Origin of the sequence: Streptomyces sp. NPDC005811, assembly GCF_040630405.1 — a bacterium.
Classification (GTDB): Bacteria; Actinomycetota; Actinomycetes; order Streptomycetales; family Streptomycetaceae; genus Streptomyces.
On record NZ_JBEXXK010000047.1, the window covers coordinates 68,925 to 93,051 of the forward strand.

The following is a 24,127-nucleotide window of genomic DNA, read 5'->3' on the forward strand; positions in this document are numbered from 1 at the left end:
ACTTCTGATACGACGCAGACTGAACAGGTGGCAGCCGACACCGACAACACCCAGGGAAACGGAACCGCGGATCTGCGGGAGCTGATCGCGCGTACGAGGGTCGTCCTGTGGGACTTCGACGGCCCCATCTGCCGGCTCTTCGCCGGCCATTCGGCGGAGGACGTGGCCGACGGACTGGTGGAGTGGCTCGAAGGGCGGGGCCTGCACCATCTGCTGACGGAGTCCGAGCGGGAGTCGCTGGACCCGCACGTCGTCCTGAGCGCCGTGGACCGCCTGCGCCCCGGCAGCGACCTGGTCGCGGAGCTGGAGGAACGTCTCACCCAGGAAGAGCTGCGGGCCGCCTCCTCGGCGATGCCCACGGCCTGGGCGGACCCCCTGATCCGTACCTGGACCGCCCTCGGCCTCCGCCTGGCCATCACCACCAACAACTCCCCCCGCGTGGTCGCCAAGTACCTCAACGGCAGGGGTATCGCCGCCTGCTTCACCCCCCACGTCTACGGCCGTACGCAGGAACTCCACCTGCTCAAGCCCCATCCCCACTGCCTCCGCCGCGCCCTGAGCGCGACGGGCTCCGCCCCCGACACCGCCCTGATGATCGGCGACACCCCCTCCGACTTCCTCGCCGCCCGGGAGGCCGGCGTCCCCTTCCTGGGCTACGCGCGTAACGAACGCAAGGAGAAGCTGCTGCGGGGGGCGGGGGCGACCACGGTGGTGAACTCGCTGGAGACGGTCCTGAGGCTGGTCAGGGACCGACCCTGAGCATCAACGCCACCATGGGACCGACGGCGGTACGGTCGCCGTGTGGACGCGCAGCAGGGCGGTGACGTCGGCGGCCGGGAGTTCCAGCGGGTCGCCGACGACAGTCTGAAGGTCTACGAATCATCTCGCCGAATAGCTCAGGCGTGTGCGCTAGTATCCCCGGCATCGCGCGCGAGTAATCCTCTTCTGTTGTACGTATTGATTCCTGTGCCACCTCACCTCACCGGCCACCCCGGTCGTGCGGGCGCACCACACGGCACGTGTGCCGTACCCATCCCCGCGCAACCCACCGGAGCGGCCAGTGGTCGACCACTTTGTTCCCCCTCGGAACCTCGGGGAACGAGCCGCTGAGGACGCGGTCCTGCGCGCCTTCGTCGAAGCCGCGGAATCGACGCAGGAGTCCACCAGCGGGTACCACAACCGCAATTACGTCCTCCCGCTGACGGAGGAAGTGGCCCGACTGCTCGGTCGGGAGGCCGGCACGTCGGTGACCGTGCGCGTCAGGCGGGCCGACGCACTGCCCGTGGTGATCAGGACCTGGCAGGACGAGGCGGCGATTCTCGGCGCCGTACGCGGAGTCCTGCCCCACGCGCCCGAATGCCTGGCCAAGGTCGACGGGCACTCCGTCCACAGCTTCGTGGAAGGTGTTCCGCTCTCCGCCATCTGCGGAAACGGTAAGCCCGTCGACACCCTGCTCATCAAGGCGCTGGCCCGTCTGCTGGCCCGGATGACCCAGGTGCGCCGGGGTTCGCTGCCGGGACTGCCCGACTCCTGGCCTGCTCACCACAGCGACAGCCAGGGCTTTCTGAGGACGCTGGCCCAGCTGGCCGACCGTCAGATCCGCCGGCCGAACTGGCCCGAGTTCGGCGGCTTGTTCAAGGCTCTGGGCATCGCCGACGACGCCCTGCTGCGGCTGGCCGAGCGGGTCCCCCCGATGGCCAGGCGGCCGTACAGCCTGCTCCACGCGGACCTGCACCGGGACAACCTGATCGTCTCGTACGACGGCTCCCCACCGCTCATCTGCGTCGACTGGGAACTCGCGACCTACGGGGATCCCCTGCATGATCTCGCCACCCATCTGGTCCGTATGCGGTACCCGGACGACCAGTGGCCCGAGGTGATCGAGGCCTGGACCGACGCCATGCGGGAGTTCCGGCCCGGCGCGGTCAACGGCATGACCAGGGATCTGCGTCATTACGTCGACTTCGAGCGGGCGCAGTCGGTCTACCCGGACGTGATGCGGGCCGCGCGATCGCTGAAGGTGTCGTTCACCCAGAAGAGCCTGGACGGGGCGACGCTGGAGGTGCACCGGGCGCTGAAGGCGGCGGAGGAGCCGCTGAGGCTCGGGACCCTGCCCACCGAGGACGAGATCGAGCGGGCTCTCTTCCGGTGGCTGGCCTCGCGCGGTGACATCGGCAGCCACGACTGGCTCGCCAAGGCGTACGACTGGGAGCCGGACCCGCGCATGCCCGAGCACCCGGGGTTCCCGCGGTCCTCCGTGCAGGAGGCCCTGCTGGCGGAGGGGGCCGCCCCGGCCAACTGGGTGTTCAAGGGGACCGCCCACCTCAACTCGGTGGTCCAGGTGCGCGGCAGGTCCGAACCGGTGGTGGTGCGCCGCAGACTCCGCAACGTCTCGCGCAGGGAGCCGAGCTATCTGAGCGAGCACACCGTTCTGCACGCGATCGAGACGTCGGCCGTCCGGGTGGCGGCGCCGCGAGTCCTCGCGCTCGGCAAGAGCCATCCGAGTGACCTCTTCGCCGTGCACACCTACGTCGGCACGGAGACGGGCGGCCCGCCCGACCATCCGGTGAACGGCCTGCTCCCGCACGAGGCGGACGCTCTCGTCGACCAGTTGTGCGAACTCACGCGGGTGGACCACACGGTGGTCGCCCCGGTCGCCGAGGAGACCGACTTCTACGAGTGGCTCAAGGAGCAGCTCGTGGGTCTGGTGCGGAGCCTGCCCAAGGAGTCGCTTCAGCTCGCCCGTACGCTCGGGCTGCCCGACGACTGGCGGCTTCGGGAGATCCTTTCCCGTCACACGGTGAGCCACCGGACGCATGTCCTGCTGCACGGCGACCTCAACCCGTGGAACCTGGTCCGCAGGGACGACGAACTGGCCCTGACGATCATCGACTGGGAGATGGCCCTCGTCGGAGACCCCTTGTACGACCTGGTGCGGCACATGCACCTGACCCCGACCCGGCCGGAGATCCGGGCCCGTATGTTCCGGCGCTGGGAGAAGCAGCTGCCGAAGCACCACACGAAGAACTGGAGCCGCGACAGTCACGTCTACCGCTGGATCGAACTCGTCCGCTCCGCCTACATCGACCTGGACCGCCTGGTCACCGGGTCCAGCCTCGATGCCCCCAACGTCCGTCGCGCCGTGAATTCCTACGCGGCCACCCTCACGGCCGCCACGGCCTCCCTCGGTCTCCCCATCCCGGCCACCGCGAACCCGTACCTTGCCCGAGCTCTGGCCTGAGGAGGCCATGCTCCTCGGGATCTTCGCCACCGGCCTGACGGCGCGGTTCGTCAAACCGGTCGGCGACGCCCTGGCGGCTCCGGAGCCCGGCCGCGGCCCCGCCCTGGCGGGCGCCCGCGTCCTGAGGGGGCCGTACGCTCGCCCCATGAGCGACCCCGGGCTGCGTGAGCGGAAGAAGCAGCGGATGTATCAGGCCGTGTCGGACATCGCCGTGCGGATGTTCCTGGAGCGGGGCTTCGACGCCGTGTCCGTCGCCGAGGTCGCGGCCGCGGCGGAGATCTCCAAGCCGACCCTGTTCCGGTACTTCCCGGCCAAGGAGGACCTCGTCCTGTACCGGATCGCCGACCATGAGCGGGAGGCCGCGCGGGTGGTGGAGGCCGGCCGGGCCGAGGGGGTCGCGCCGCTCGTCGCCCTGCGCCGGCACTTCCTGGCGGGGATCGCCGACCGCGACCCGATCACCGGGCTCAACGACCACCCCGCCGTCCGCGCCTTCTACGACCTCCTCTACGGCACCCCGTCCCTGGTCGGCCGGCTCCACGCCCACCTGGAGCGTTCCGAGGCCGCCCTCGCCGAGGCCCTCGGGGGTGACCTCGCGGCCAGACTGGCCGCCGGGCAGATCATCGCCGTACGGCGGATCCTCGCCGAGGAGAACTGGCGGCGGATCTCGGCGGGGGAGCGGGTGGCGGACGTACGCGAGGACGCGGTCGGGGAGGCCGAGCGCGCGTTCGCGACGCTGGAGGCGGGGCTGGCGTATCTCGCCGACCCTGGCATTACTCGGTAAAATATTTAACTCGGTTGCGTTATTCGCTATCCTGGGCGCATGACGTCTGTTGAGCCTGCCGCAAAGGGAATCGATCACGATCTCGACGCCGCCCTCCGCCACGAGCGCGCCCACCACGACACCTGCCGCGCCGCCCTCGCCGCCATGGTCGACGGCGCCGACCTCCAGGTCGTCATCGGCGAGGACGTCTCCGCGTCCGGCGCCGACGCCGAAGTCCTCGGCTACGGGCTGCGCAGCCGCGCCAAGGCCCTGCACGAGCTTCCCGAGGGCCCGCTGTTCTTCGGCCGCATCGACCTCGTACAGGGAGGCGGGCACCACATCGGGCGGCTGCGGATCAGCGAGCACCCCGCCGCCCCGCCCCTCGTCGTCGACTGGCGCGCCCCCGTCTCCCGCGCCTTCTACCAGGCCGGCGCCCGCGATCCGCAGGGCGTGACGGTACGGCGGCGGTTCGGATGGGCCCCCGGCAGCCGCGGTGACTCCGCCGACCTGACCGGCCTGGAGGACGAGCATCTGAGGGGCGGTGAACCGGCGGCGACGGGCCCCGGAGGTCTCCTCCTGCGGGAGCTCGAACGGCCCCGCGTCGGGCCCATGCGGGACATCGCCGCCACCATCCAGCCCGAACAGGACGACCTCGTCCGCGGCGGCCTCGCCGACTCGGTCTGTGTGCAGGGCGCCCCCGGCACCGGCAAGACCGCCGTCGGCCTGCACCGGGCCGCGTACCTGCTCTACACCCACCCGCAGCGCATCAAGCGCGGCGGGCTGCTGATCCTCGGCCCCAACCGCACGTTCCTCTCCTACATCGCCGAGGTGCTGCCCTCCCTCGGCGAGACCGGCGTACGGCAGTCGACCCTCGAGGACGAGATCGCCCGGCACCCGGTCACCGGGACCGACACCGACCGGGCCGCCGCCCTCAAGCACGACCCCCGGATGGCCGAGGTGCTGCGCCGGGCGGTGTACGGGCGGGTGACGGCCGGTCACGCCGAGGACCTGGCCGTGCCCGACGGGACGTACCGCTGGCGGATCGCGGGCCACGCGCTCGCGGAGATCGTGAGCGCGGTGCTCGCCGAGGAGCCGCCCTACGAGGTCGGACGCGAACGGGTCCGCAGCCGGATCGTGCGCCGGATCCTCACCCAGGCCGAACGGCGCGGCGGGCCGCCCCCGGCCGCCTGGCTGCGGCGGATCGAACGGGCGCGGGCGGTGAGCGCGTGGGTGGAGGCGCTCTGGCCCCGGCTGCGGCCGGAGGAGGTGCTGGCCGGGCTGCTGGGCGACGCCGGGACGCTGGCCGGGGCGGCCGACGGGCTGCTGGACCGGGCCGAGCAGGAGACCCTGCTCTGGGCCCGGCCGCCGCGGTCACCGAAGTCCGCGCGCTGGTCGGCCGCCGACCTCGTCCTGCTCGACGAGATCGCCGGGCTCCTCGAACACCCCCAGGGCTACGGCCATGTCGTCGTCGACGAGGCCCAGGACCTCTCCCCGATGGAGTGCCGGGCCATCGCCCGCCGGGTCCCCTTCGGCTCCCTCACCGTCCTCGGCGACCTCGCCCAGGGCACCACCCCGTGGGCGGCACGCTCCTGGCGGGTCCAGCTCACCCACCTGGGCAAGCCCGACGCGACGGTCGTCCCGCTCACCACCGGCTTCCGTGTCCCCGGCGCGGTCCTCGCCCTCGCCAACCGGCTCCTCGCCCGCCTCGACACGGACGTACCGCCGGCCCGTTCCCTGCGCCACGACGGCGCCCTGCGCGTCCGCCGCGCCCCGCACGGCGGCCTCGTCGCCACGGTCGTCGCCGCCGTGCGCGACGCCCTCACCCACGAGGGCTCGATCGGCGTCATCACCCCGGACACCGAGACCGCCCGCGTCCGGGAGGCCCTCACCGCCGCCGGCCTCGCCCCGGTGGACGGCCGGATGACCGTCATCGGCGCCACCCTCGTCAAGGGCCTCGAATACGACCATGTCGTCGCCGTCGAACCGACCGCCATCGCCGAGTCCGAGCACCGCGGCCTCCACCGCCTGTACGTCGTCCTGACCCGCGCGGTGTCCCGCCTGGACGTGGTGCACGAGCGGCCGGAGCTGCCGTGGGGTGGGGAGGAGAGCGCCGAGGACTGATGCTGGGGGCATGCCGCCGCTGCTCTTCCTCGACGTCGACGGGACCCTGATCCCCTTCGGGGGACCGGGTCCCCATCGGGAGTACGGGACCTCGTCCCACCCTCTGCTGCCCCGCCTGGACCCGGCCCTGGGGCCCCGGCTGCTCGCGCTGGGCTGCGTCCCGGTCTGGGCGACGACCTGGCTGGACGACGCGAACGAACTCCTCTGCCCCTGGCTGGGGCTGCCCCCGCTGCCCGTGGTCGAGTGGCCGGAGGACGAGGAGCCGCCGCCCGGCGCCGGTCTGCACTGGAAGACGCGGTCGTTGGTCACCTGGGCCGCGGGCCGGCCGTTCGTCTGGCTCGACGACGAGATCACCGAGGTCGATCGGGCCTGGGTGGGCGCACATCATCCGGGACCCGCGCTGCTGCGTCGCATCGACCACCGATACGGGCTCGGGGACGAGGACTTCGCGGCCGTGGAGGCGTGGGCCGGGGGAGTGGGGGCAGGCGTCAGTCCGTCGGCTCCGTGGACCAGGCCTCCAATGCCTCCCGTGTCGCCTCGTACCCCCTTTCTATGAGAGCCGGGACGCCCGCGGGGGACCAGGAGGAGTGGCCGGTGGTGTCGATGGTGATGGAGAGGTCGGGGAGGCTGCCCTGGGCGGGGTGCGTCGGGCGGGACTCGAACCAGCGGCGCCAGCGGGTGGTGCCGCGGCCGAAACCGACGGCGATGACCCGGCCCGCGCCGAGCCGGTGCGCCGCCCACACCGGCAGCGGTGAGACCACGGCCCCGTCCACGCACAGCGCCCCGCCCTCCTCCAGCCGCACCGGAGGGAACAGCCCGGGGACCGCGCTGCTCGCGCACAGCGCGGCCGTGAAGGAGCCCGAGGTCACCAACCGGGGGGTGGCGGAGCCCAGTTCGGTGACCACCGCGCCGAACCGGGTCGGCAGGTTCTCGATCAGCAGGTCGCCGACCAGGTTCTCGATGTTCCGGGCCAGCGGGGAGGTGTCCAGCAGGCCGAGGCGCGGACTGATCGCGGCCGTGCCGAAGTCCGCCCACTGGGCCCGCAGCAGCCGCCGGGTGAGACGTTCGCTGTCCACCCCGGCCGCCCAGGCCCCGCCGATCAGCGCTCCCGCGCTCGCCCCGGCCACCGCCGTCACCGCGATCCCCGCCTCCTCCACCGCCCGCAGCACCCCCGCGTGCGCGGCCCCGAGAGCCGCCCCACTGGACAGGACCAGCCCCACGGAGGACGGCGGGGAAGGAGACGTCGACGGGGTCACCTGGGCATGCTCCTTCCGGGCGTTCCCCCGCACGGCCGGGTCGGAACGGCTGAGGCTGAGCATGACAGGTATCGGACACGACCTAGGAGCGCAGGGCGTCGACCGGCTCCATACGGGAGGCCCGGAGCGACGGGTAGAGACCCGCCAGGAGTCCGACGAGCGCCCCGACGACCGGTGCCCCGAAGGCGAGACGGACGTCCAGGACGGGAGTCCAGTCCCTGACGGCCGACACGGCGACCACGACGACCATGCCGAGCGCGGCGCCGATGACCCCGCCGAGCAGTCCGATGGTCGTCGACTCCACCAGGAACTGGCCGGCGATCTGCCGCCGGGAGGCGCCGAGGGCGCGGCGCAGTCCGATCTCCCCGATCCGTTCCATGACCGTCACCAGCGTCACGTTGGCGATTCCGATGGCTCCGACCACCAGCGACACCAGTCCGAGGACCAGGAACAGGCCGTTGACGTCGCCCTGCACTCCACTGCGCGCCTTCACCGGGTCGGACGGTGCCGTGACGGCGAGCGCGCTCTCGGCACCGGGCGCCAGCGCGATCGGCGCCTGGTGGGCCACCTGCTTCGCCGCCCCGAGCGCGGTGTTGATCAGCACCCGGGTCACCTCGCCCAGGCCGAGCCGGTCCTCGGCCGTGGTGGGCGGCAGGATCACCGAGGTGGAGAGCTGCTGCTCCCGCTCGGCCTCGCCGAGGATCCCGATCACGGTGTACGACTGGCCCTTCAGGAAGACCGCGGGGGAGCCCTGCACCGAGTCGATGCCGAGGAGCCGTGCGGCCTGGTCGCCGAGCACCGCCACCTGGTCGTGCCGGGCGATGTTGCCGCCGTCGAAGAAGCGCCCGGCGGTCATCCTGCCGCGCACCGCGGCGGGCAGCGCGGGGGACGCGGCGAACACGGCCATGGTCTGGCCGCTGACGTCCCCCGGGGCCACCACGTCGTTCGCCCGTACCTGGACGCTCGCCGTGTCGGTGGAGGAGGCGAGCGCCGCCACCGATTCCACACCGGCCAGCCGCCGGACCGCGTCGACGCCCGACCAGCCGACGAGCGGGACCGCGTCGGCCGACGGGGGGACCACCACCGTGACCGAGGTGGCGGTGAGCGCGTCGAACCGGCCGACGATCTGATTGCCCGCCGTGGCCGACACCCCGATGGTGATGACCAGGGTGGTGATGCCGAGAACCGTGCCCAGCGTGGTCAGGGCGGAGCGCATCGGACGGGCGAGGACCCCCGCCAGCGCCTCGGTCCACAGATCCCGGACATCCATCCATGGACGCTCGGTGGCCCCGGTGGCCCCGGTGGCCCCGGTGGCGCCGGTGGCGCCGCGGCGGCGGGGCCTCACCGGCGCTCCTCGGTGAGCCGTCCGTCGCTGATCCGCACCCGCCGGTCGGCCCGTCTGCTGACCGTCTCCTCATGGGTGATCACGACGAGGGTCATGCCCTGCTCGGACAGCTCGTCGAAGAGGTCCAGCACCGACTCGGTGTTCTCACTGTCGAGGTTGCCGGTGGGCTCGTCGCAGAGCAGCAGAGCGGGTTCGCTCATCAGCGCCCGGGCGATGGCCGCCCGCTGTCTCTCCCCACCGGAGAGCCGGTCCGGACGGAAGCCGGACCGGTGGGCCAGGCCCACCCGTTCCAGCGCCTCCCCGGCCCTGTCCCGGCGGCTCGCCCGGCCGCGCCCGGCGCGTGGCCGGCGGTAGGCCTCGGCCAGCATCACGTTCTCGTCCACCGTGCGGTACGGCAGCAGATGGAAGGACTGGAAGACGAAGCCGATCCGGCTGCCGCGCAGCGCAGTGCGTTCCAGGTCGCCGAGCGTGTTGGTCTCCACCCCGTCGAGCCAGTAGGCGCCCGAGGTGGGGCGGTCCAGCAGCCCCAGGGTGTTGAGGAGCGTCGACTTGCCGGAACCCGACGGGCCGACGATCGACAGGTGCTCGCCGCGCCGGACGGCCAGGTTCACGTCCCGCAGCGCATGCACCGGCGGTTCGGAGTCGAAGGTCCGGTCGACGGACACCAGCCGGATGACCGTGTCCCCCTCGGTGTCCGTGTCCGTGTCCGTTCCGAGCAGGACGGTCATTGCCCGATCACCACCTGGTCGCCCGCCTTCAGGGCGCCACCGGAGGGCGTGACCTCCACCTGCCCCTCCGCGGAGAGGCCCGCCTTGACGGAGACGTCCACCACCGAGCCGTCCCGCCGGACCTGCACGGTGGCCTGCCCGTCGGCCGCTGTGTGGAGCGCGGCGATCGGTACCGTCAACGCCTCACCGGCCGACGACCCCACCTTGATGGTCACCTTCGCGGAACCGCCCGCGTTCTTGGTCAGCTTCCCCGAGGGGAGGGAGATCTGCACCGGCACGGGAGCCGACGCGTCGTCACTTCCGCCGGCCGATGTCCCCTGCGCGGTCGTGCCGTCCGCCGCACCCGTCTTCGGCACGTCGTCGCCGAGTGCCACCAGTTCCCCCTCCACCTTCTTGCCGTCGGCGGTCTCCACCTCCGCCGTCATGCCCTTGTGGAGCAGCTTGGCGTCGCTGCCCTGCACCACGGCCTGCACGACGACCTTGGAGCTGGTCACCGTGCCGATCGATCCGGACGGGGTGTCACCGACCTTCACCGTCACCTTGTCCAACCGGGCCGGCAGATCCGGCAGGAAGACCACCTCACCCGCGGGGATCTTCGTTCCGTAGCCGGCCTGGAAGGCGGAGAGCGCGGTGTTGGCCGCGTCCAACTGCTGTTGTGCCGCCTTGAGCTGGAGTTTCTCCGCCTGGCTGGTGGTGCCGGAGCCCGTGCTGCTGGTGTCCGTGCCGCTGGTGCCACCCTTGCCGTTGGTCTCGGTGCCGCTGGTCGCCGTACTGCTGCTCTCCGTACCGCTGCCGCTGCCGCTGCCCGTGGAGCCGCTCGGGTTCTGGGCCGTGAGGAGGCCCTGCTGGGCGGCGGTCACCGCCGCTTCGAGCGTTCCCAGCTGCTGCTTGTCCGCGATGCTGGGCTCCTGCGCCTGGAAACCCTTGCTCTTGTACCAGCGGCTCACCGCCGTGGCGACGCCTTGCCCGTATTGCCCGGTGGCCGCACCGGAGTTGAAGCCGAGCCGGGCCAGGGCCCGCTGGAGCTGCCGGACATCGTCGCCGGACGTGCCGGGACCCAGGGTGCGGTACATCGGGACGGATCCGCGCAGCACCAGCACCGGCCGGCCGCTCAGCTGCATCAGCACATCGCCCTCCTTCACCTCCGACCCGGCGACCGGCGCCTTGGTGACGCGCTGGGCGACGGGGTCGGCGGACCCGGAATCCGGGGTGCCCACGGGCCCGGCGAGGGCCAGGCTCTGCGGTGAGTCGAACTCCACCGAGCCCTGGGCCACCACGCTCGCGGTCAGCGACCGCCGCTCGACCGCGGCGGTGACCGGCCCGGCCTTCGGCGGCTTGCGTGCGGCGGCCGCGTCCGCCGGCGACTGCATCCGCGATCCGGCGAACCATCCGCCCGCTCCCACCAGCGCCACCGCGGTGACGATGATCGCCAACTGCCTGGGACGGCTGCTCTCACCTTTTCGGCGCTGCATGCTCTTCCTCGGATCGCGAGAGGGGTCGGTCGAGAGGGACGGTCGAGAGGGGACGGCCGAGAGGGCGGTGTCCGGTCGGTGCGGGCGCCGGCTCACCCGGCACCGGTGGATCCCGGGGCCTTGAAGAACTTGGGGAAGTAGGCGGCCCGGAAGTCCTTGCCGCACGCCAGGTCCTTCATCGCCAGCTCGATCTCCTTGGTGAGCAGCGGCAGCGCCTCGTCCTTGCTCATGGTTTCCGTGGAGAGATGGCCCTCCGGCTTCTCCCCGTTCGCCCCGGCCTCCACCGACGCGGCGCCGCCGGCACCCGCGGGAGCGGACGAGGCCGCCTGGAGCTTCACCATCTCCCCGATGCTGGTCGGCTGCGTGGTCGTGACGGCGATGCCGTCCTTCTTCAGACAGGAGGCGTACGACTGCGCCAGGCCGACCAGTTCCTGGTCACCGTTGAGTGCCTGCGCGTTGGCCTGGTTCTCGGAGGCGGACGCGGCGCTGCGGTCCTCGACCGACTCACCGCCGTAGACCTCCTTGTCGGCCGTTCCCATGCAGCCGGTCCAGTCCTTCTGGCCGACCTTCGGGTCCGGGGGGCCGCCCAGCGCCTTCTCGTAGGCGGTCTTCTGCGCGGGGGTGAGCGTGGCCATGTACTTCGCGTTGGCCGAGGGCTCGTTCGCCGCCTTGCGCGACACCTGCGGGTCGTCGGGGTAGACCGCGACCGCGGTGTAGCCGAAGCCGTACTTCTGCCGGAACTTCTTGGTGAGTCCGTAGTCCGCCCCGTCGGTGGCCCAGCTGGTCCTGAAGTCCTCGGGGGGATCGGGGGTGTAGGTGAACCCCTGCTTCTTCATGCAGACCGCGATCGCGTTCTCCACGAGGTACTGCTTCTTCAGTTCGGCGCTGGCGTCCGCGGGGATGTCGAGCTGCCCGGACGACCCGGACCCGGCCGAGGACTTCGCGCCGCTCGTGGAGGCGCTTCCGTCGCCCGCCGAGGACGACGAGGCCGACTCACCGCCGCCGCAGGCCGCCAGCAGCGGCAACAGGCTCACGGCGACGGCCAGTTTCCGGACCGTGCGGGATCCGGGCATGTATCCAGACATGTATCCATCCGATCGAATCGAGAGGAGTTCCACGTGAGGTCCACCGTGGTGTGCGCAGTTGATGACCATGGGCGCGGATCATGACCAAGCTGTAACTGCGGGCCGACCGCGGGCCCGCTACGCGGGCGGCCCGGAGACGAGGTCGCCGTTCTTGTCGTAGGGCCAGGCGTTGGCGACGCAGCCGTGCAGGCCCTTGATCTGCTGCATCATCACGGGGGCGAGCTGCCCGGGCCCCGCACAGGTCTGGTGCGTGTAGTCCAGGAAATGGCCCATCTCGTGGTTCACGATCAGCGCCCGGTACTCGTGGATCGGACCGTCGAACGTGGGCGAGCCCTTCACCCAGCGCTTGAGGTTCACCACCACCCCGTCGGGGATCTCGCAGTTGTACTCGCCGTGCGTGTCCTGGCGGATGCCCGCCCAGCACAGGGCGTCCGCCGTTCCCGGAGTCGCGATCTTCACCTTGAGGTCATAGGGCTGCCCCGCGCTCACCAGCTGGAACGAGGAGACCCCGTTCCGGGTCCAGCCCCGGGGCGCGGCGAGGATGTCCTCGATCTCGTTCGCCGCCTGGTCCGGCGAGACGTCGAGCCCGCTCTCGACCTGCACCACATAGCGGAGCAGACGCGCCCCCCGGCCGACCTTCGCGCCACCGGCCCGCGCGGTGACGAAGGTGCCGGGCCCCGTCGCGGGAACGTCGATCTCGGTGGAGGTCGGGGCCGGGGACGAGGCCGGCGGCGTCGGAGTCGGCGTCGGCGTCGAGGAGGGGCTCCCGGCCGGCGTCGGGGTGGCGGTGGGCGTGGGCTCGGGCGCCGGGGCGCTGGTGCGCACCGTGCCGCGCGGGCGCGGCGCGGAGGCCGTCGTCTCTCCTCGCCCGCCGTCCACCAGGAGGAACACCGCGGAGCCCAGCAGACCGGCCGTCACCAGCGCGGCGACCAGCTGGGTCCGGCCCCGGCGGCGCGGACGTTCCCGGCGGTGGGAGGACCGGTGGCGGCCGCCGGTGGGCGGCGGTGCGGACTCCCGCTCTCGTACCGATTGCATGGCAGCTCAAGCTGGTCATCTCACGTGATCGCGCCGAGCTCAAACTGTCACGAGACGGTAACGACGGATCTTCCGGTGGCCCTCCGGCCCGCCCCTGTGGCGCGACACACTATTGCAAGCAGGTGCTTGCAATAGTTAGCGCGGCTGGTGCACAGTGGAGACATGGCATCGCTCAACGTCGGCAATCTCGGTGACTACCTGCGCGAGCAGCGGCGCAACGCCAAGCTCTCGCTCCGGCAGCTCGCCGACGCCGCCGGGGTGTCCAATCCCTATCTGAGCCAGATCGAGCGCGGGCTGCGCAAGCCGAGCGCGGAGGTGCTGCAGCAGGTCGCCAAGGCCCTGCGGATCTCCGCCGAGACGCTGTACGTGCGCGCCGGCATCCTCGACGCGGAGCGGGACCGGGACGAGGTCGAGACCCGTGCGGTCATCCTCGCCGATCCCACCCTGACGGAGGCGCAGAAGCAGGCACTGCTGCAGATCTACGAGTCCTTCCGCAAGGAGAACGGATTCGAGAGCGGTCAGGAGAGCCGGCCCGGGGACGAGGGCGACGCCGACCCGCAGCAGACGGCCGGTTGACCGGACCAGGGGACCGGCCGCCGACTGCGGACTCGTACGACCCTCAGCCGAAGACGACGAACGACGACGAACGTGAATCCGGGAGGACCTACCACCATGGCCATCACCGACGACCTGCGCAAGACCTTCAGCGACCCGACCCCGCTCTACTTCGCCGCGGGCACCGCCGACCTGGCCCTCCAGCAGGCGAAGAAGGTGCCGGCCCTCGTGGAGCAGCTGCGCGCCGAGGCCCCGGCCCGTATCGAGGCCGTGCGCGGCACCGACCCCAAGGCCGTGCAGGAGAAGGCCGCCGCCCGCGCCAAGGAGGCCGGGGTCAAGGCCAAGGAGGCGCAGGAGACCTTCCAGACGAAGGTCAACGACTTCATCTCCACGCTCGACGGCGACATCAAGAAGCTCGGCACCACGCTCGACGCCGACCTGAAGAAGCTCGGCGAGTCCGCCCAGGACCTCGCGCTGCGCGGTGTCGGCGTCGCCGCCGAGTACGCCGTCAAGGCCCGGGAGACCTACGAGAAGGTCGCCGAGCACGGCGAGCAGGCCGTGAAGACCTGGCGTGGCGAGGCCGCGGAGGAGATCGAGGAGCTGGCGATCGCGGTCGAGGGCAAGGACGCGCCCGCCCCCGCGCCCGCCGCCGAGCCGAAGTCGGAGCCCAAGCCCGCCCCGGCCGCCGAGGCCAAGACCGAGCCGGCCCCGGCGCCCGCGAAGAAGACGGCCGCCAAGAAGGCCCCGGCCGCCCGCAAGACCACCACCGCGAAGAAGACGACGCCGCCCGCCAAGTGAGACGGAGCGCCGGCCTCGACGCCGACACGGACATACGGTCACGGGCCGGGCACGGAAACGGTGCCCGGCCCGTTGTACGGGTGACGAGAGCGCGGTTGCGGGTACGGTGACCGCGTAAGGACGAACCGGTCGTGCCTAGTCGGGTGGTGGACGTAGTGCTGATGCAGGGATTCGCAGGGTTCATGTCGCTGCTGAGCCTGGCCCTGATCGTGTTCAGCGGCTTCGCTCTGATCGACGCGGCCATCCGCCGCGAGGACGGCTTCCGCGCCGCCGACAAGCAGACCAAGCCCTTCTGGCTGATCATCCTCGGGATCGCCTTCGTGGTGGACCTGATCTTCCCGATCCTGGCGTTCCTGCCCGTCATCGGCCTGGTCGCGACGATCGTCTACATGGTCGACGTCCGCCCCGCCCTGCGCGCCCTCCCCGGCGGCGGCCGCAGCCACCGAGGCGGCGGCTCCAGCAGCGACGGCCCTTACGGCCCCTACAACGGCGGACGATAAGGGCGATCCCCTAGGGGCGCGGGGCTGTATCGCTGTGCGGCTCCGCCGCGTGGGCGCGACCAGCCACAACGCACCCGCACTCGACAACGGCCCCCGGCGAAGCCCCTACGGCACCCGGTCCAGCAGCACCACGGCGACATCGTCCGTCAGCTCGCCCCCATTGAGCTCCCGCACCTCACCCACCGCGGCCCGCAGCAACTCCTCCCCGCTCAACCCCTCGGAGAACTGCCGCCGGATCATCTCCACCATCCCGTCCTGCCCGAGCCGCTCCTTGCGCCCCGCGCCGACCCGCCCCTCGATCAGCCCGTCGGTGTAGAGCATCAGGCTCCACTCCGCCCCCAGCTCCACCTGCATACGGGGCCAGCGGGCCCCCGGCAGCAGCCCGAGCGCGGGCCCGTTGTTCTCCTGCGGCAGCAGCCGCGCCGGCCGGCCGGGAGCGGCGATCAGCGGCGCCGGGTGCCCGGCCAGGCACAGCCCGGCCCGCCGCCCGTCCGGCGCGATGTCCACCGTGCACAGCGTCGCGAAGATCTCGTCGTCGTCCCGCTCGTGCTCCAGCACCTGCTGCAACGTCCCGAGCAGTTCGTCGCCGCACAGCCCCGCCAGGGTCAGCGCCCGCCAGGCGATGCGCAGCTCCACGCCGAGCGCCGCCTCGTCCGGGCCGTGCCCGCAGACGTCGCCGATCATCGCGTGGACCGTGCCGTCGGGCGTGCGGACGGTGTCGTAGAAGTCGCCCCCGAGCAGCGCGCGCGAGCGGCCGGGCCGGTAGCGCGCGGCGAAGCGCAGCGGGGAGCCCTCCAGGAGCGGGGTGGGCAGCAGTCCGCGCTCCAGCCGGGCGTTCTCCTGGGCGCGCAGCTTGCCCTCGGCGAGCCTGCGCTCGGCCGTGTCGGAACGTTTCCTCTCAACGGCGTAGCGGATCGCACGGCTCAGCAGCCGGCCGTCGAGCTCGTCCCGGAAGAGATAGTCCTGGGCGCCGACGCGCACGGCCTCGGCGCCGCGCTCGGCGTCGCCGGAGGCGGTCAGCGCGAGCACGGCGTGCCGGGGCGCGAGCCGCAGCACATGCCGCAGCACGGCGAGTTCCTCGTCGGTCTCACCGGCTTTCGCGGCCCGGCCCGGCGCGGGCAGCGCCAGGTCGAGCAGGATGCAGTGCACGTCGTCGGTGAGCAGCCGCCCGGCCTCGGTGAGGTTGCGGGCGGTGCGGACGCGGATCGGCTTGCCGTCGGAGTCGAGCAGATCGGGCACGATCGGCGCGGCCGTGGGGTCGTCCTCGATCAGCAGCAGGGTGAGCGTGGGGTGCGCGGTGTCGCTGTCGGCCGTGGCGGCGTCGCGCACGGTCTCGTCGGTGCGGGCGGCGTCCCGGCGGGGCGGGTGCGCGTCGCCGGAGGGGCCGGAGGGGCCGCCTGCTGCGGGCACGGCCTGCGCCTGACCACACTCCGCGGCCGGGATCGCTCTCTGCCGCGGTACGGGTGCGGGCATGTGTCGGGTTCCTTCCCTCCCCCCGAGGGCACGGCGGGGACGAGGGACCTCGACCCACCGACGGGGACCATAGCGGCAGAAGGCGCCACAGCGGAATGGTGTGCGGCACCCTGCTTGATCTCAGGCCACTGTCATATGCCGCGTTCCGTACCGCAGTTGGGCAGGCCGGTACGGGGGGCGGATGACGAAGGTCACGTCCGTACGGGGTTTGGGACGCCCGGCCGGGTGCCGTGCGTCACGTGTCCGGGGTCACGAGGGCGGCGATTGGGGCGATTTGGGGCTTTCGCCTTATGCGTCCGGGCGCACCACGGCGAGGATCGGCATGGTGCCGGCCCCGGCGAGGGTGACGGTACGGCCCGGGCGCGGGGCGTGGATGATCGCGCCGTCGCCGACGTAGAGCGCGACATGGCTCGCGTCGCCGAAGTAGATGATCAGGTCGCCCGGGCGCATGTCCTCGACGGCGACGTGCGGGAGCTGCTTCCACTGCTCCTGCGAGGTGCGCGGGATCGTCCGGCCGGCGCTCTTCCAGGCCTCCGAGGTCAGCCCGGAGCAGTCGAAGGAGTCCGGCCCCTCGGCGCCCCACACGTACGGCTTCCCTATCTGCGCGGTCGCGTAGGCGATGGCCTTCTTGCCGGCCGCGCTCGCCTTGCCGTCGATCTCGTCGAGGATGCCGGTGTTCAGCCAGGCGGTCTGGGCCTTCTGGTCGGCCTGTTCCTGGAGTTGGGCGAGGCGTTCCTTCTCCGCCTTCTCCAGCTGGGACTCCAGCTTCTCGGCCGCCGAGATCTGCTTCTCGATCTTCTTCTGGGCCGTCGCCTTGGCCTTGCGGTTGGCCTCCAGCTTGGTCCACTGGGCGGAGGCGTCCGCGGAGTACTGCTCCAAGTCCTCCTGGGTGCGGGTCACTTCCGCGATCAGGCCCTTGGTCGCGCGCTGGCCCTGGAGCACCCGGCCGGCGCCGTCGAGGAAGTCGCCCGGGTCGTCGCTCAGCATCAGCTGGGCCTCGTCGGGCAGCCCGCCCGTGCGGTACTGGGAGCGGGCGGCGGCTCCGGCCCGGTCCTTCAGCTTCGCGAGCCGCTCCTGGCCCTCGACGATCTTCTGGGCGAGGGCGACGATCTCCGCGGACTGCTTCTTCGCCGCCTCCTCGGCCGCGTTGTACGCGTCGGTGGCGACCGCGGCCGCGTGGTACAGCGTCTCCAGCTTCTCGCGGACCTCTTCCAGGTCCTTGCCGGGCGGGAGGGTGAGGTCGGGGGCGGTCGTGGCCGTCGGGGACGGCGTGGGGTTGTCGGGGGCGGCGAACGCCGCGCCGGGTGCCCCCAGGACGGTCACCGCGCAGACGACCGCCACCGCGACCGCGAACAGGCCGCGCTTGCCCGGACCCATACCTCGTCCCCCAAACTGATTTCCCGTCAGTAACTTACGGTGCTCGGGGGATCGTGCCACGTCACGGCCGAAAGTGACAGAGTCAGGCCCGGAACCGACAGGTACCGAACAGCTGAGCCCTTCCCTCCGTGCCCCCCGGCACGCCCCGGAATGATGATCGCCCCGCCAATGTGACGAACGACTCAAGGAGATCGTTCCCATGTCCCACCAAAGGGTGAACGATCGGTGAAACGGCAGCTTCGCGGGCCTCCTTCACCCCCGAGACGCCGACGCCTTCACCCCCGAGACGCCGACGCCTTCACCTCCGAGGCGCCAACGCCCCCCACCGCACCGTCACTTCCCCTTGCCGCCACCGCGCCGGCCCGTCCGTCACCGGCCAGTCCGCGGTGAGGTCGCGCACCGCGCGGATCCAGCGCTGCCGGGCACCGTACGAGGCGTAGGGCGCCGCGGCGGCCCACGCACGGTCGAAGTCGCGCAGGAACGCGTGCACCGGCTCGCCCGGCACATTGCGGTGGATCAGCGCCTTGGGCAGCCGCTCCGCCAGGTCCGACGGCCGCTCCAGGGAAGCCAGCCGGGCAGCGAAGGTGACCGTGCGCGGCCCCTCGGGACCGAGCGCGACCCAGACGTGCCGACGCCCGATCTCGTCGCAGGTCCCCTCCACGAGCAGCCCGCCCGCCGAGGCCCCGCCGACCGGCGCGAGCCGCGCGCACAGCCGCTCCCAGACCCCGGCGACCTGCTCCTCGTCGTACTGCCGCAGCACATTGGCGGCGCGCACCAGCTGCGGCCGCTGGGGGAGGGGCAGTTCGAACCCGCCGTGCCGGAAGGCCAGCCCCTCGCGCTCGTACGGCTTCGCTGCGGCGACCCGCGCGGGCTCGATCTCGACGCCCACCACACGCGCGCGTGGCGCGACGGACCGGAGCCGGCCGAGCAGCTCGACGGCCGTCCAGGGCGCCGCCCCGTACCCGAGGTCGACGGCCACGGGGTCGGCGGCGCGCCGCAGCTCGGCGCCGTGCGTCGCGGCGATCCAGCGGTCCATGCGGCGCAGCCGGTTGGGATTGGTGGTCCCGCGCGTGACGGTGCCCACGATGCGGTGGGGCGCGCGGGAGGTCATGGCATACGAGGGTAGGCGGTGCGCCGGACGGGCGGTGACGCGTCCGGCGGACGCCCGCGAGGCTCGAACGGTTGAGCGATCCGGGTAACGCTCAGGCAAAAATCACCCTCCCGGCGACCCTGCCCGGAATGGGAACGCCTCCCTCCGGTGTTGCAGCCCCCTGGGAGGCTTTCGCCCCCTCCGTCCGGCATGCCCGCAGCAAGGAGGAACGCCACGTGAGCCACCACGCCAGCCGGCTCGGGCGTCGCTCTCCGGCGGTACCCCCGCGGCTCAGGCTCCACCGCCGCCCCCGCCGAGTCGCGATGCTCTCCGTGCACACCTCACCGCTCCACCAGCCCGGCACCGGCGACGCCGGCGGTATGAACGTCTACATCGTGGAGCTCGCCCAGCGCCTCGCCGCGATCAACATCGAGGTGGAGATCTTCACGCGCGCGACCGCCGCCGCCCTCCCCCCGAAGGTGGAGATGGCCCCCGGCGTCCTCGTCCGCCACATCGACGCCGGCCCCTACGAGGGACTCAACAAGGAGGACCTCCCCGCCCAGCTGTGCGCCTTCACCCACGGCGTGATGCAGGCCTGGGCCGGCCACCGCCCCGGCTACTACGACCTGGTCCACTCCCACTACTGGCTCTCCGGCCACGTCGGCTGGCTCGCCGCCCAGCGCTGGGGCGCCCCCCTGGTGCACGCGATGCACACCATGGCCAAGGTCAAGAACGCCAACCTCGCCGACGGCGACTCCCCGGAACCGGCCGCCCGGGTCATCGGCGAGACCCAGATCGTCGACGCCGCCGACCGGCTCATCGCCAACACGGCGGAGGAGGCCGACGAGCTCGTCCGGCACTACGGCGCCGACCCCGGCAAGGTCGCGATCGTCCACCCGGGCGTCAACCTCGACCGCTTCTCCCCGGCCGACGGCCGCGCCGCGGCCCGGGCCCGCCTCGGCCTCCCGCAGGACGCCCTGATCCCCCTCTTCGCGGGCCGCATCCAGCCCCTCAAGGCGCCGGACGTGCTCCTGCGCGCCGTCGCCGCCCTGCTCGACGTACGCCCCGAACTCCGCACCCGGCTCGTCGTACCGGTCGTCGGCGGCCCCAGCGGCAGCGGTCTCGCCAAACCGGAGGGCCTGCAGAAGCTCGCCGCCCGACTCGGCGTCGCGGACGTCGTACGGTTCCGCCCGCCCGTCGGCCAGGACCAGCTCGCGGACTGGTTCCGCGCCGCCTCCGTCCTCGTCGTGCCCTCCTACAGCGAGTCCTTCGGCCTGGTCGCCATAGAGGCCCAGGCGGCCGGCACCCCGGTGCTCGCGGCGGCGGTCGGCGGCCTCCCGGTGGCCGTGCGCGACGGCGAGACGGGCTTCCTGGTCCAGGGCCACGACCCGACCGCCTACGCGCGCGTGCTCGAACGTTTCGCCGACACCCCGGAGCTGCCCGCCCGGATGGGCACGGTCGCCGCCGCCCACGCCCAGTCCTTCGGCTGGGACACCGCGGCCGCCCGCACCGCCGACGTCTACACGGCCGCGACCCAGGCCCACCGCCGTCCCGTACGCTCCCAGCATGGGTGAGGCGGAGAAGAGCGCGGCGCGGATCATCGAGGCGTACCTCGCGGGCGCGGAGCTGGAGTGGGAGACACCCCGCCCCGGCTCCTACGTCGTCCAGCTCCCCGGCACCGCCAAGCTGAAGACGACCGTCTCCCTCCTGGTCGGCCGCCACTCCCTCTCCCTCAACGCCTTCGTCATCCGCCACCCCGACGAGAACGAGCCCGGCGTCCACCGCTGGCTGCTGGAGCGCAACCTCAGGCTGTACGGCGTGAGTTACGCCGTCGACCAGCTCGGTGACGTGTACGTCGCCGCCCGGCTGCCCCTGTCGTCGGTGACGCCGGACGAGGTGGACCGCCTCCTCGGCCAGGTCCTGGAGGCGGCCGACGGCGCCTTCAACACCCTGCTGGAGCTGGGCTTCGCCTCCGCGATCCGCAGGGAGTACGCCTGGCGGGTCTCCCGGGGCGAGCCCACGCGCAACCTGGACGCCTTCGCCCACCTCACCCAGCAGGAGGACTAAGGGTCGAGCTGATCGGCGAACGCGCGCAGGGCGTCGGCCAGCTCCTTCTTGGTCGGCAACCGGTCGACCTTGGCGTCCAGTTCGCTGATACGCCGGTCCAGCTCCGCCAGATCCACCGGGGAGCCGGTGCTGGGCTGCGGCTCGACGGGGCTCTCGGTGGGCACGGGACCGGTGCCGCCGTCGGTGCCGCCCGTGCCGCCGTCGGCGCCTTCGCTGAGGCCGACGGATCCGCCGTCGCCGCCGTCCGTGCCGCCCCCGCTGTCGGCCGGCTGGGTGCTCACGCCCACCGTCGGCAGAGGGGTGGCGCTGTCGTCCGTTCCGGCCGCGAGGGCGGCGCCGACGCTCAGCGCGACCAGGGCCGCCGCCCCCGCGACGGCGGCCGTGAGACGTCCGGTGCGACGGGTGCGCGGGCCGGACGGGGTGAGGGAGGTGGAGGAGTCGTCGCCGTGTTCTCTCTGTGCGTTCTGTGTCTCGTCCATGCCGGGGACGCTAGCCGGGGGCGATCACCGGACGGAGGACTTCCGCGCATACCGCCCCGGTGTGACCCCCACCGACCTCCGGAAGTGCCGGGTGAGATGGGACTGGTCGAAGAACCCGGCCGCCACGGCCACCTCACCGGCCGGCACCCCGTCGAGCAGCAGCCGCCGGGCGCGCTCCACCCGGCGTGCCGTGAGGTACTGGTGCGGCGCGATGCCGTACGCGCCGCTGAACGCCCGGACGAGATGCGCGGGATGGGCCCCGACGACCCGCGCCGCCTCCTCGAGCCCGATGCCCCGGACGACGGACGCGTCGAGGAGTTCCCGCAGCCGCCGGGCGAGCACCGGATCGCTCCGCGACCGCCCGGGACCGGCCGCAGCGGGCCGCAGATGCGCACGCAGCCGCTCGCCGATGAACGTCAGCCTGCTCTCGGCCTCCAGCTCGTCCCCGCCGTGCGCGAGCGCGGTGTGCAGCCGCCCGACCCGGTCCCTCAGCACGGGATCGCGCAGCTCGGGCCGGTCGACGGCGGCCCCGACGAGATCCTCGCCGAGCCGGGTGCCGTCGAGATACAGCACCCGCTTGCGGAACCCGTCCGGGGTGGCGGCCGAGCCGTTGTGCGGCACATGCGGCGGCAGCAGGGTGACCGAGTCGTGCGGGGTGCCGTGCCGGTGCCGGTCGAGGTCGTACCGTACGGCCCCGTCGTCGACGATGAGCAGCGTCCACACGTCGTGCACATGCATCGGATACGCGTACGCGGTGAAGCGGGCGTGGAAGACCTCCACGACACCGGGGACAGCCGGGCGCCAGGCGGAGACTTCCTGCCGCGGGGCCATGCAAAGAACGTACAAGACGGGGCCGTACGACGGTCGGCAGTCTCGGAGCATGAACGACGACGCACCCCTGCCCCCGGTCCGCTTCGACACCAGGATCGCCGTCCTGCTCCGCGAGGACCTGGAGTCCTGGCAGCGCCTCAATGTCACCGCCTTCCTGGTCAGCGGCCTGGGCACCCGGCTCCCCGAGGTGATCGGGGAGCCGTACGAGGACGGGGACGGCGTGCCCTACCTGCCGATGTTCCGCCAGCCGGTGCTGGTCTTCGAGGGCACGAAGGAGACGCTGGCCGCGGCCCACGCGCGCGTGCTCTCCCGGTCCCTCCCGCGCGCGGTGTTCACCGGCGAGCTCTTCGCCACCGGCAACGACCGCGACAACCGGGCGGCGGTACGGGCCGTACGGACGGCGGAGCTGGACCTGGTGGGGCTCGCGGTGTACGGGCCCCGGAACGCGGTGGACAAGGTGTTGAAGGGGGCGCGGATGCATCCGTGAGGGGGGAGAGGGGGGAGAACGGGGTGTGAGGCGGTGGGCGCCCCCCACCGCCTCACACCCAGCGGGCGCCTCTACCGCCTCACGCCCCGGCGCCCGACCCGCTCGCCACCGCGGCCGTACGCCCCTCGTCCGTGTTCTCTTCTCTCCCGTCGGCGACGGGCTCCTCGCCCCCCAGGCGCCGCATCAGCACGGCGTACCCGGCCCCGGCGAGCGTCCCCACGACCGCGCACATCCCCCACAGCCACGCGGCCCCGAACCGGTCGATGACGAACCCGGACATCACCGGCGCGACCAGCGAGGCGACGGCCCAGGCCAAGGTGTACATGCCCTGGTAGCGCCCGCGGCCGTGGGCGGGGGAGAGGGCCACGACGAGCCCGGTCTGGGTCGGCGCGTTGACGATCTCGGCGAGGGTCCACACGCAGACGGTGAGAGCGAAGACGCCGACCGACCCGGCGAAGGCGGTGAGCCCGAAGCCGTACCCGGCGAGGACGGAGGAGACCACCAGCAGCCGGCGCGGATCCCGGTGCTCGATGAAGCGGGTGACCGGAATCTGGAGCACGACGATCAGCACACCGTTGACCGCGATGGCGAGGCCGTAGTCGGCGGGCGTGAACCCGGCGGCGCCCATGGCCACCGGCAGTCCGACGGACCCCTGCTGGAAGACGAGCGCGACCAGGAACGACAGTCCGACGACGCTCATGAACCGCAGATCGCGCACCACGGTCCCGAGCCCGACCGGCTCCTCCCGCACCGCCTTGCTCTCCCGCTCCGGCCGGGACTCCGGCAGCTTGAGGAAGATGACGACGGCGCACACGAACGTCATCCCGGCCTCGAGCAGGAACCCGGCGCGGTAGCTGACCTCGGCGATGAACCCGGCGGCCATGGAGGAGACGGCGAACCCGAGGTTGATCGCCCAGTAGTTGAGGGAGAAGGCCCGCACCCGGTCCTCGGGCCGCACGATGTCGGCCATCATCGCCTGCACCGCGGGCCGCGAGGCGTTCGACGCGGCACCGACGACGAACGCGACCCCGGCGATCGCGACGGGATCGGTGACGAACCCGAGGACGGCGACGGAAGCGGCCGTGGCGATCTGCGACAGCAGCAGCGTGGGCCGCCGCCCGATCCGGTCCGCCATCACCCCGCCGCCCAGCGAGGAGACGACCCCGCCCAGCCCGTGCAGCGAGGCGACGAGCCCGGCGTAGGAGGCGGAGTACCCGCGGTCGAGCGTCAGATACAGCGCCATGAAGGTGGCGACGAACCCGCCCAGCCGGTTGACGAGCGTGCTCGTCCAGAGCCACCAGAACTCACGGGGCAGCCCGGAGAGGGTCTCGCGGGCGGCACGTCTGAGTGCGGTGACGGACATGGCGGAGCCCCCCGTAGGTAAGTGTCGTAGGCAGTGCCCACAACTTACGAAGCGGGAGCCGCCG

At 72.5% G+C, this 24,127-nt stretch carries 23 protein-coding genes; 11 read left to right on the forward strand and 12 right to left on the reverse strand.

What is annotated here, in order from left to right:
• Positions 1 to 27: 27 nt before the first annotated feature.
• From ABZ490_RS38260 to ABZ490_RS38280, 5 genes are all read left to right on the forward strand, one after another.
• On the forward strand, positions 28 to 759 hold the full coding sequence (locus ABZ490_RS38260; RefSeq protein ID WP_359001261.1) for an HAD-IA family hydrolase: 732 nt from the start codon (positions 28 to 30) through the stop codon (positions 757 to 759).
• Between the two features lie 301 nt (positions 760 to 1,060).
• Positions 1,061 to 3,241, forward strand: a complete 2,181-nt coding sequence (locus tag ABZ490_RS38265) for an aminoglycoside phosphotransferase family protein (RefSeq protein WP_359001265.1) — start codon at positions 1,061 to 1,063, stop codon at positions 3,239 to 3,241.
• Between the two features lie 145 nt (positions 3,242 to 3,386).
• Positions 3,387 to 4,022, forward strand: coding sequence for a TetR family transcriptional regulator (locus ABZ490_RS38270; protein ID WP_359001351.1), 636 nt, complete (start codon positions 3,387 to 3,389; stop codon positions 4,020 to 4,022).
• 39 nt (positions 4,023 to 4,061) lie between these two features.
• Positions 4,062 to 6,122 (forward strand): AAA family ATPase, encoded by a 2,061-nt coding sequence (locus ABZ490_RS38275; protein ID WP_359001268.1) that lies wholly within the window; start codon positions 4,062 to 4,064, stop codon positions 6,120 to 6,122.
• Between the two features lie 10 nt (positions 6,123 to 6,132).
• A complete protein-coding gene (locus ABZ490_RS38280) occupies positions 6,133 to 6,678 on the forward strand; it encodes a hypothetical protein (protein WP_359001272.1) in 546 nt (181 codons plus the stop codon).
• Here ABZ490_RS38280 and ABZ490_RS38285 read toward each other — a convergent pair.
• The 6 genes from ABZ490_RS38285 to ABZ490_RS38310 all read right to left on the reverse strand — a co-directional run bounded on the left by ABZ490_RS38285 (position 6,611) and on the right by ABZ490_RS38310 (position 13,043).
• Positions 6,611 to 7,441, reverse strand: a complete 831-nt coding sequence (locus ABZ490_RS38285; RefSeq protein WP_359001275.1) for a patatin-like phospholipase family protein — start codon at positions 7,439 to 7,441, stop codon at positions 6,611 to 6,613. The two genes, ABZ490_RS38280 and ABZ490_RS38285, sit on opposite strands and share 68 nt — an antisense overlap.
• Positions 7,442 to 7,460: 19 nt before the next feature.
• Positions 7,461 to 8,723: an ABC transporter permease gene (locus ABZ490_RS38290; protein WP_359001278.1), complete on the reverse strand. Its 1,263-nt coding sequence runs from the start codon at positions 8,721 to 8,723 to the stop codon at positions 7,461 to 7,463.
• Positions 8,720 to 9,451, reverse strand: coding sequence for an ABC transporter ATP-binding protein (locus tag ABZ490_RS38295; protein ID WP_359001281.1), 732 nt, complete (start codon positions 9,449 to 9,451; stop codon positions 8,720 to 8,722). Before ABZ490_RS38295 ends, ABZ490_RS38290 begins: the two co-directional genes overlap by 4 nt.
• A complete protein-coding gene (locus tag ABZ490_RS38300) occupies positions 9,448 to 10,923 on the reverse strand; it encodes a peptidoglycan-binding protein (protein WP_359001284.1) in 1,476 nt (491 codons plus the stop codon). The genes ABZ490_RS38295 and ABZ490_RS38300 overlap by 4 nt, the downstream gene beginning before the upstream one ends.
• Positions 10,924 to 11,015: 92 nt before the next feature.
• Entirely contained in the window at positions 11,016 to 12,008 is a 993-nt protein-coding gene (locus ABZ490_RS38305; protein WP_359001287.1) for a hypothetical protein, read from the reverse strand.
• A 117-nt stretch (positions 12,009 to 12,125) separates the two neighbouring features.
• Positions 12,126 to 13,043 carry a DUF3152 domain-containing protein gene (locus ABZ490_RS38310; protein ID WP_359001290.1) on the reverse strand — a complete coding sequence of 306 codons (918 nt, stop codon included), beginning with the start codon at positions 13,041 to 13,043 and terminating at the stop codon, positions 12,126 to 12,128.
• A gap of 162 nt (positions 13,044 to 13,205) precedes the next feature.
• On the opposite strand from ABZ490_RS38310, the gene ABZ490_RS38315 reads away from it, so the two are divergent.
• The 3 genes from ABZ490_RS38315 (at position 13,206) to ABZ490_RS38325 (ending at position 14,896) form a co-directional block, all read left to right on the forward strand.
• Positions 13,206 to 13,619 (forward strand): helix-turn-helix transcriptional regulator, encoded by a 414-nt coding sequence (locus tag ABZ490_RS38315; RefSeq protein WP_359001293.1) that lies wholly within the window; start codon positions 13,206 to 13,208, stop codon positions 13,617 to 13,619.
• A gap of 96 nt (positions 13,620 to 13,715) precedes the next feature.
• Entirely contained in the window at positions 13,716 to 14,396 is a 681-nt protein-coding gene (locus ABZ490_RS38320) for a hypothetical protein (protein ID WP_359001296.1), read from the forward strand.
• Between the two features lie 161 nt (positions 14,397 to 14,557).
• The gene (locus tag ABZ490_RS38325) at positions 14,558 to 14,896 is read left to right on the forward strand and encodes a DUF2516 family protein (protein WP_359001299.1); all 339 of its coding nucleotides are present in this window, start codon (positions 14,558 to 14,560) and stop codon (positions 14,894 to 14,896) included.
• A 105-nt stretch (positions 14,897 to 15,001) separates the two neighbouring features.
• Here ABZ490_RS38325 and ABZ490_RS38330 read toward each other — a convergent pair whose 3' ends face one another.
• The 3 genes from ABZ490_RS38330 to ABZ490_RS38340 form a co-directional block, all read right to left on the reverse strand.
• The gene (locus ABZ490_RS38330; RefSeq protein ID WP_359001302.1) at positions 15,002 to 16,369 is read right to left on the reverse strand and encodes a fused response regulator/phosphatase; all 1,368 of its coding nucleotides are present in this window, start codon (positions 16,367 to 16,369) and stop codon (positions 15,002 to 15,004) included.
• 288 nt (positions 16,370 to 16,657) lie between these two features.
• A complete protein-coding gene (locus ABZ490_RS38335) occupies positions 16,658 to 17,746 on the reverse strand; it encodes an NlpC/P60 family protein (RefSeq protein ID WP_359001305.1) in 1,089 nt (362 codons plus the stop codon).
• Between the two features lie 298 nt (positions 17,747 to 18,044).
• Complete coding sequence (locus tag ABZ490_RS38340) at positions 18,045 to 18,857, reverse strand: class I SAM-dependent methyltransferase (RefSeq protein ID WP_359001308.1); 813 nt, start codon at positions 18,855 to 18,857, stop codon at positions 18,045 to 18,047.
• Positions 18,858 to 19,072: 215 nt separating this feature from the next.
• Between ABZ490_RS38340 and mshA the strand changes: the two genes are divergently transcribed.
• Positions 19,073 to 20,410 carry a D-inositol-3-phosphate glycosyltransferase gene (mshA, locus tag ABZ490_RS38345; RefSeq protein ID WP_359001311.1) on the forward strand — a complete coding sequence of 446 codons (1,338 nt, stop codon included), beginning with the start codon at positions 19,073 to 19,075 and terminating at the stop codon, positions 20,408 to 20,410.
• Positions 20,403 to 20,903, forward strand: coding sequence for a YbjN domain-containing protein (locus ABZ490_RS38350; RefSeq protein WP_359001314.1), 501 nt, complete (start codon positions 20,403 to 20,405; stop codon positions 20,901 to 20,903). The genes mshA and ABZ490_RS38350 overlap by 8 nt, the downstream gene beginning before the upstream one ends.
• Here the strand turns inward: ABZ490_RS38350 and ABZ490_RS38355 are convergent.
• Entirely contained in the window at positions 20,900 to 21,382 is a 483-nt protein-coding gene (locus ABZ490_RS38355) for a hypothetical protein (RefSeq protein WP_359001318.1), read from the reverse strand. The genes ABZ490_RS38350 and ABZ490_RS38355 overlap by 4 nt on opposite strands.
• A gap of 24 nt (positions 21,383 to 21,406) precedes the next feature.
• Positions 21,407 to 22,213 carry an AraC family transcriptional regulator gene (locus tag ABZ490_RS38360; RefSeq protein ID WP_359001321.1) on the reverse strand — a complete coding sequence of 269 codons (807 nt, stop codon included), beginning with the start codon at positions 22,211 to 22,213 and terminating at the stop codon, positions 21,407 to 21,409.
• A gap of 49 nt (positions 22,214 to 22,262) precedes the next feature.
• On the opposite strand from ABZ490_RS38360, the gene ABZ490_RS38365 reads away from it, so the two are divergent.
• Positions 22,263 to 22,700: a DUF2000 domain-containing protein gene (locus tag ABZ490_RS38365; RefSeq protein WP_359001324.1), complete on the forward strand. Its 438-nt coding sequence runs from the start codon at positions 22,263 to 22,265 to the stop codon at positions 22,698 to 22,700.
• A gap of 79 nt (positions 22,701 to 22,779) precedes the next feature.
• Here the strand turns inward: ABZ490_RS38365 and ABZ490_RS38370 are convergent, their stop codons facing one another.
• Positions 22,780 to 24,063: an MFS transporter gene (locus tag ABZ490_RS38370; RefSeq protein ID WP_359001327.1), complete on the reverse strand. Its 1,284-nt coding sequence runs from the start codon at positions 24,061 to 24,063 to the stop codon at positions 22,780 to 22,782.
• Between the last annotated feature and the right edge of the window lie 64 nt (positions 24,064 to 24,127).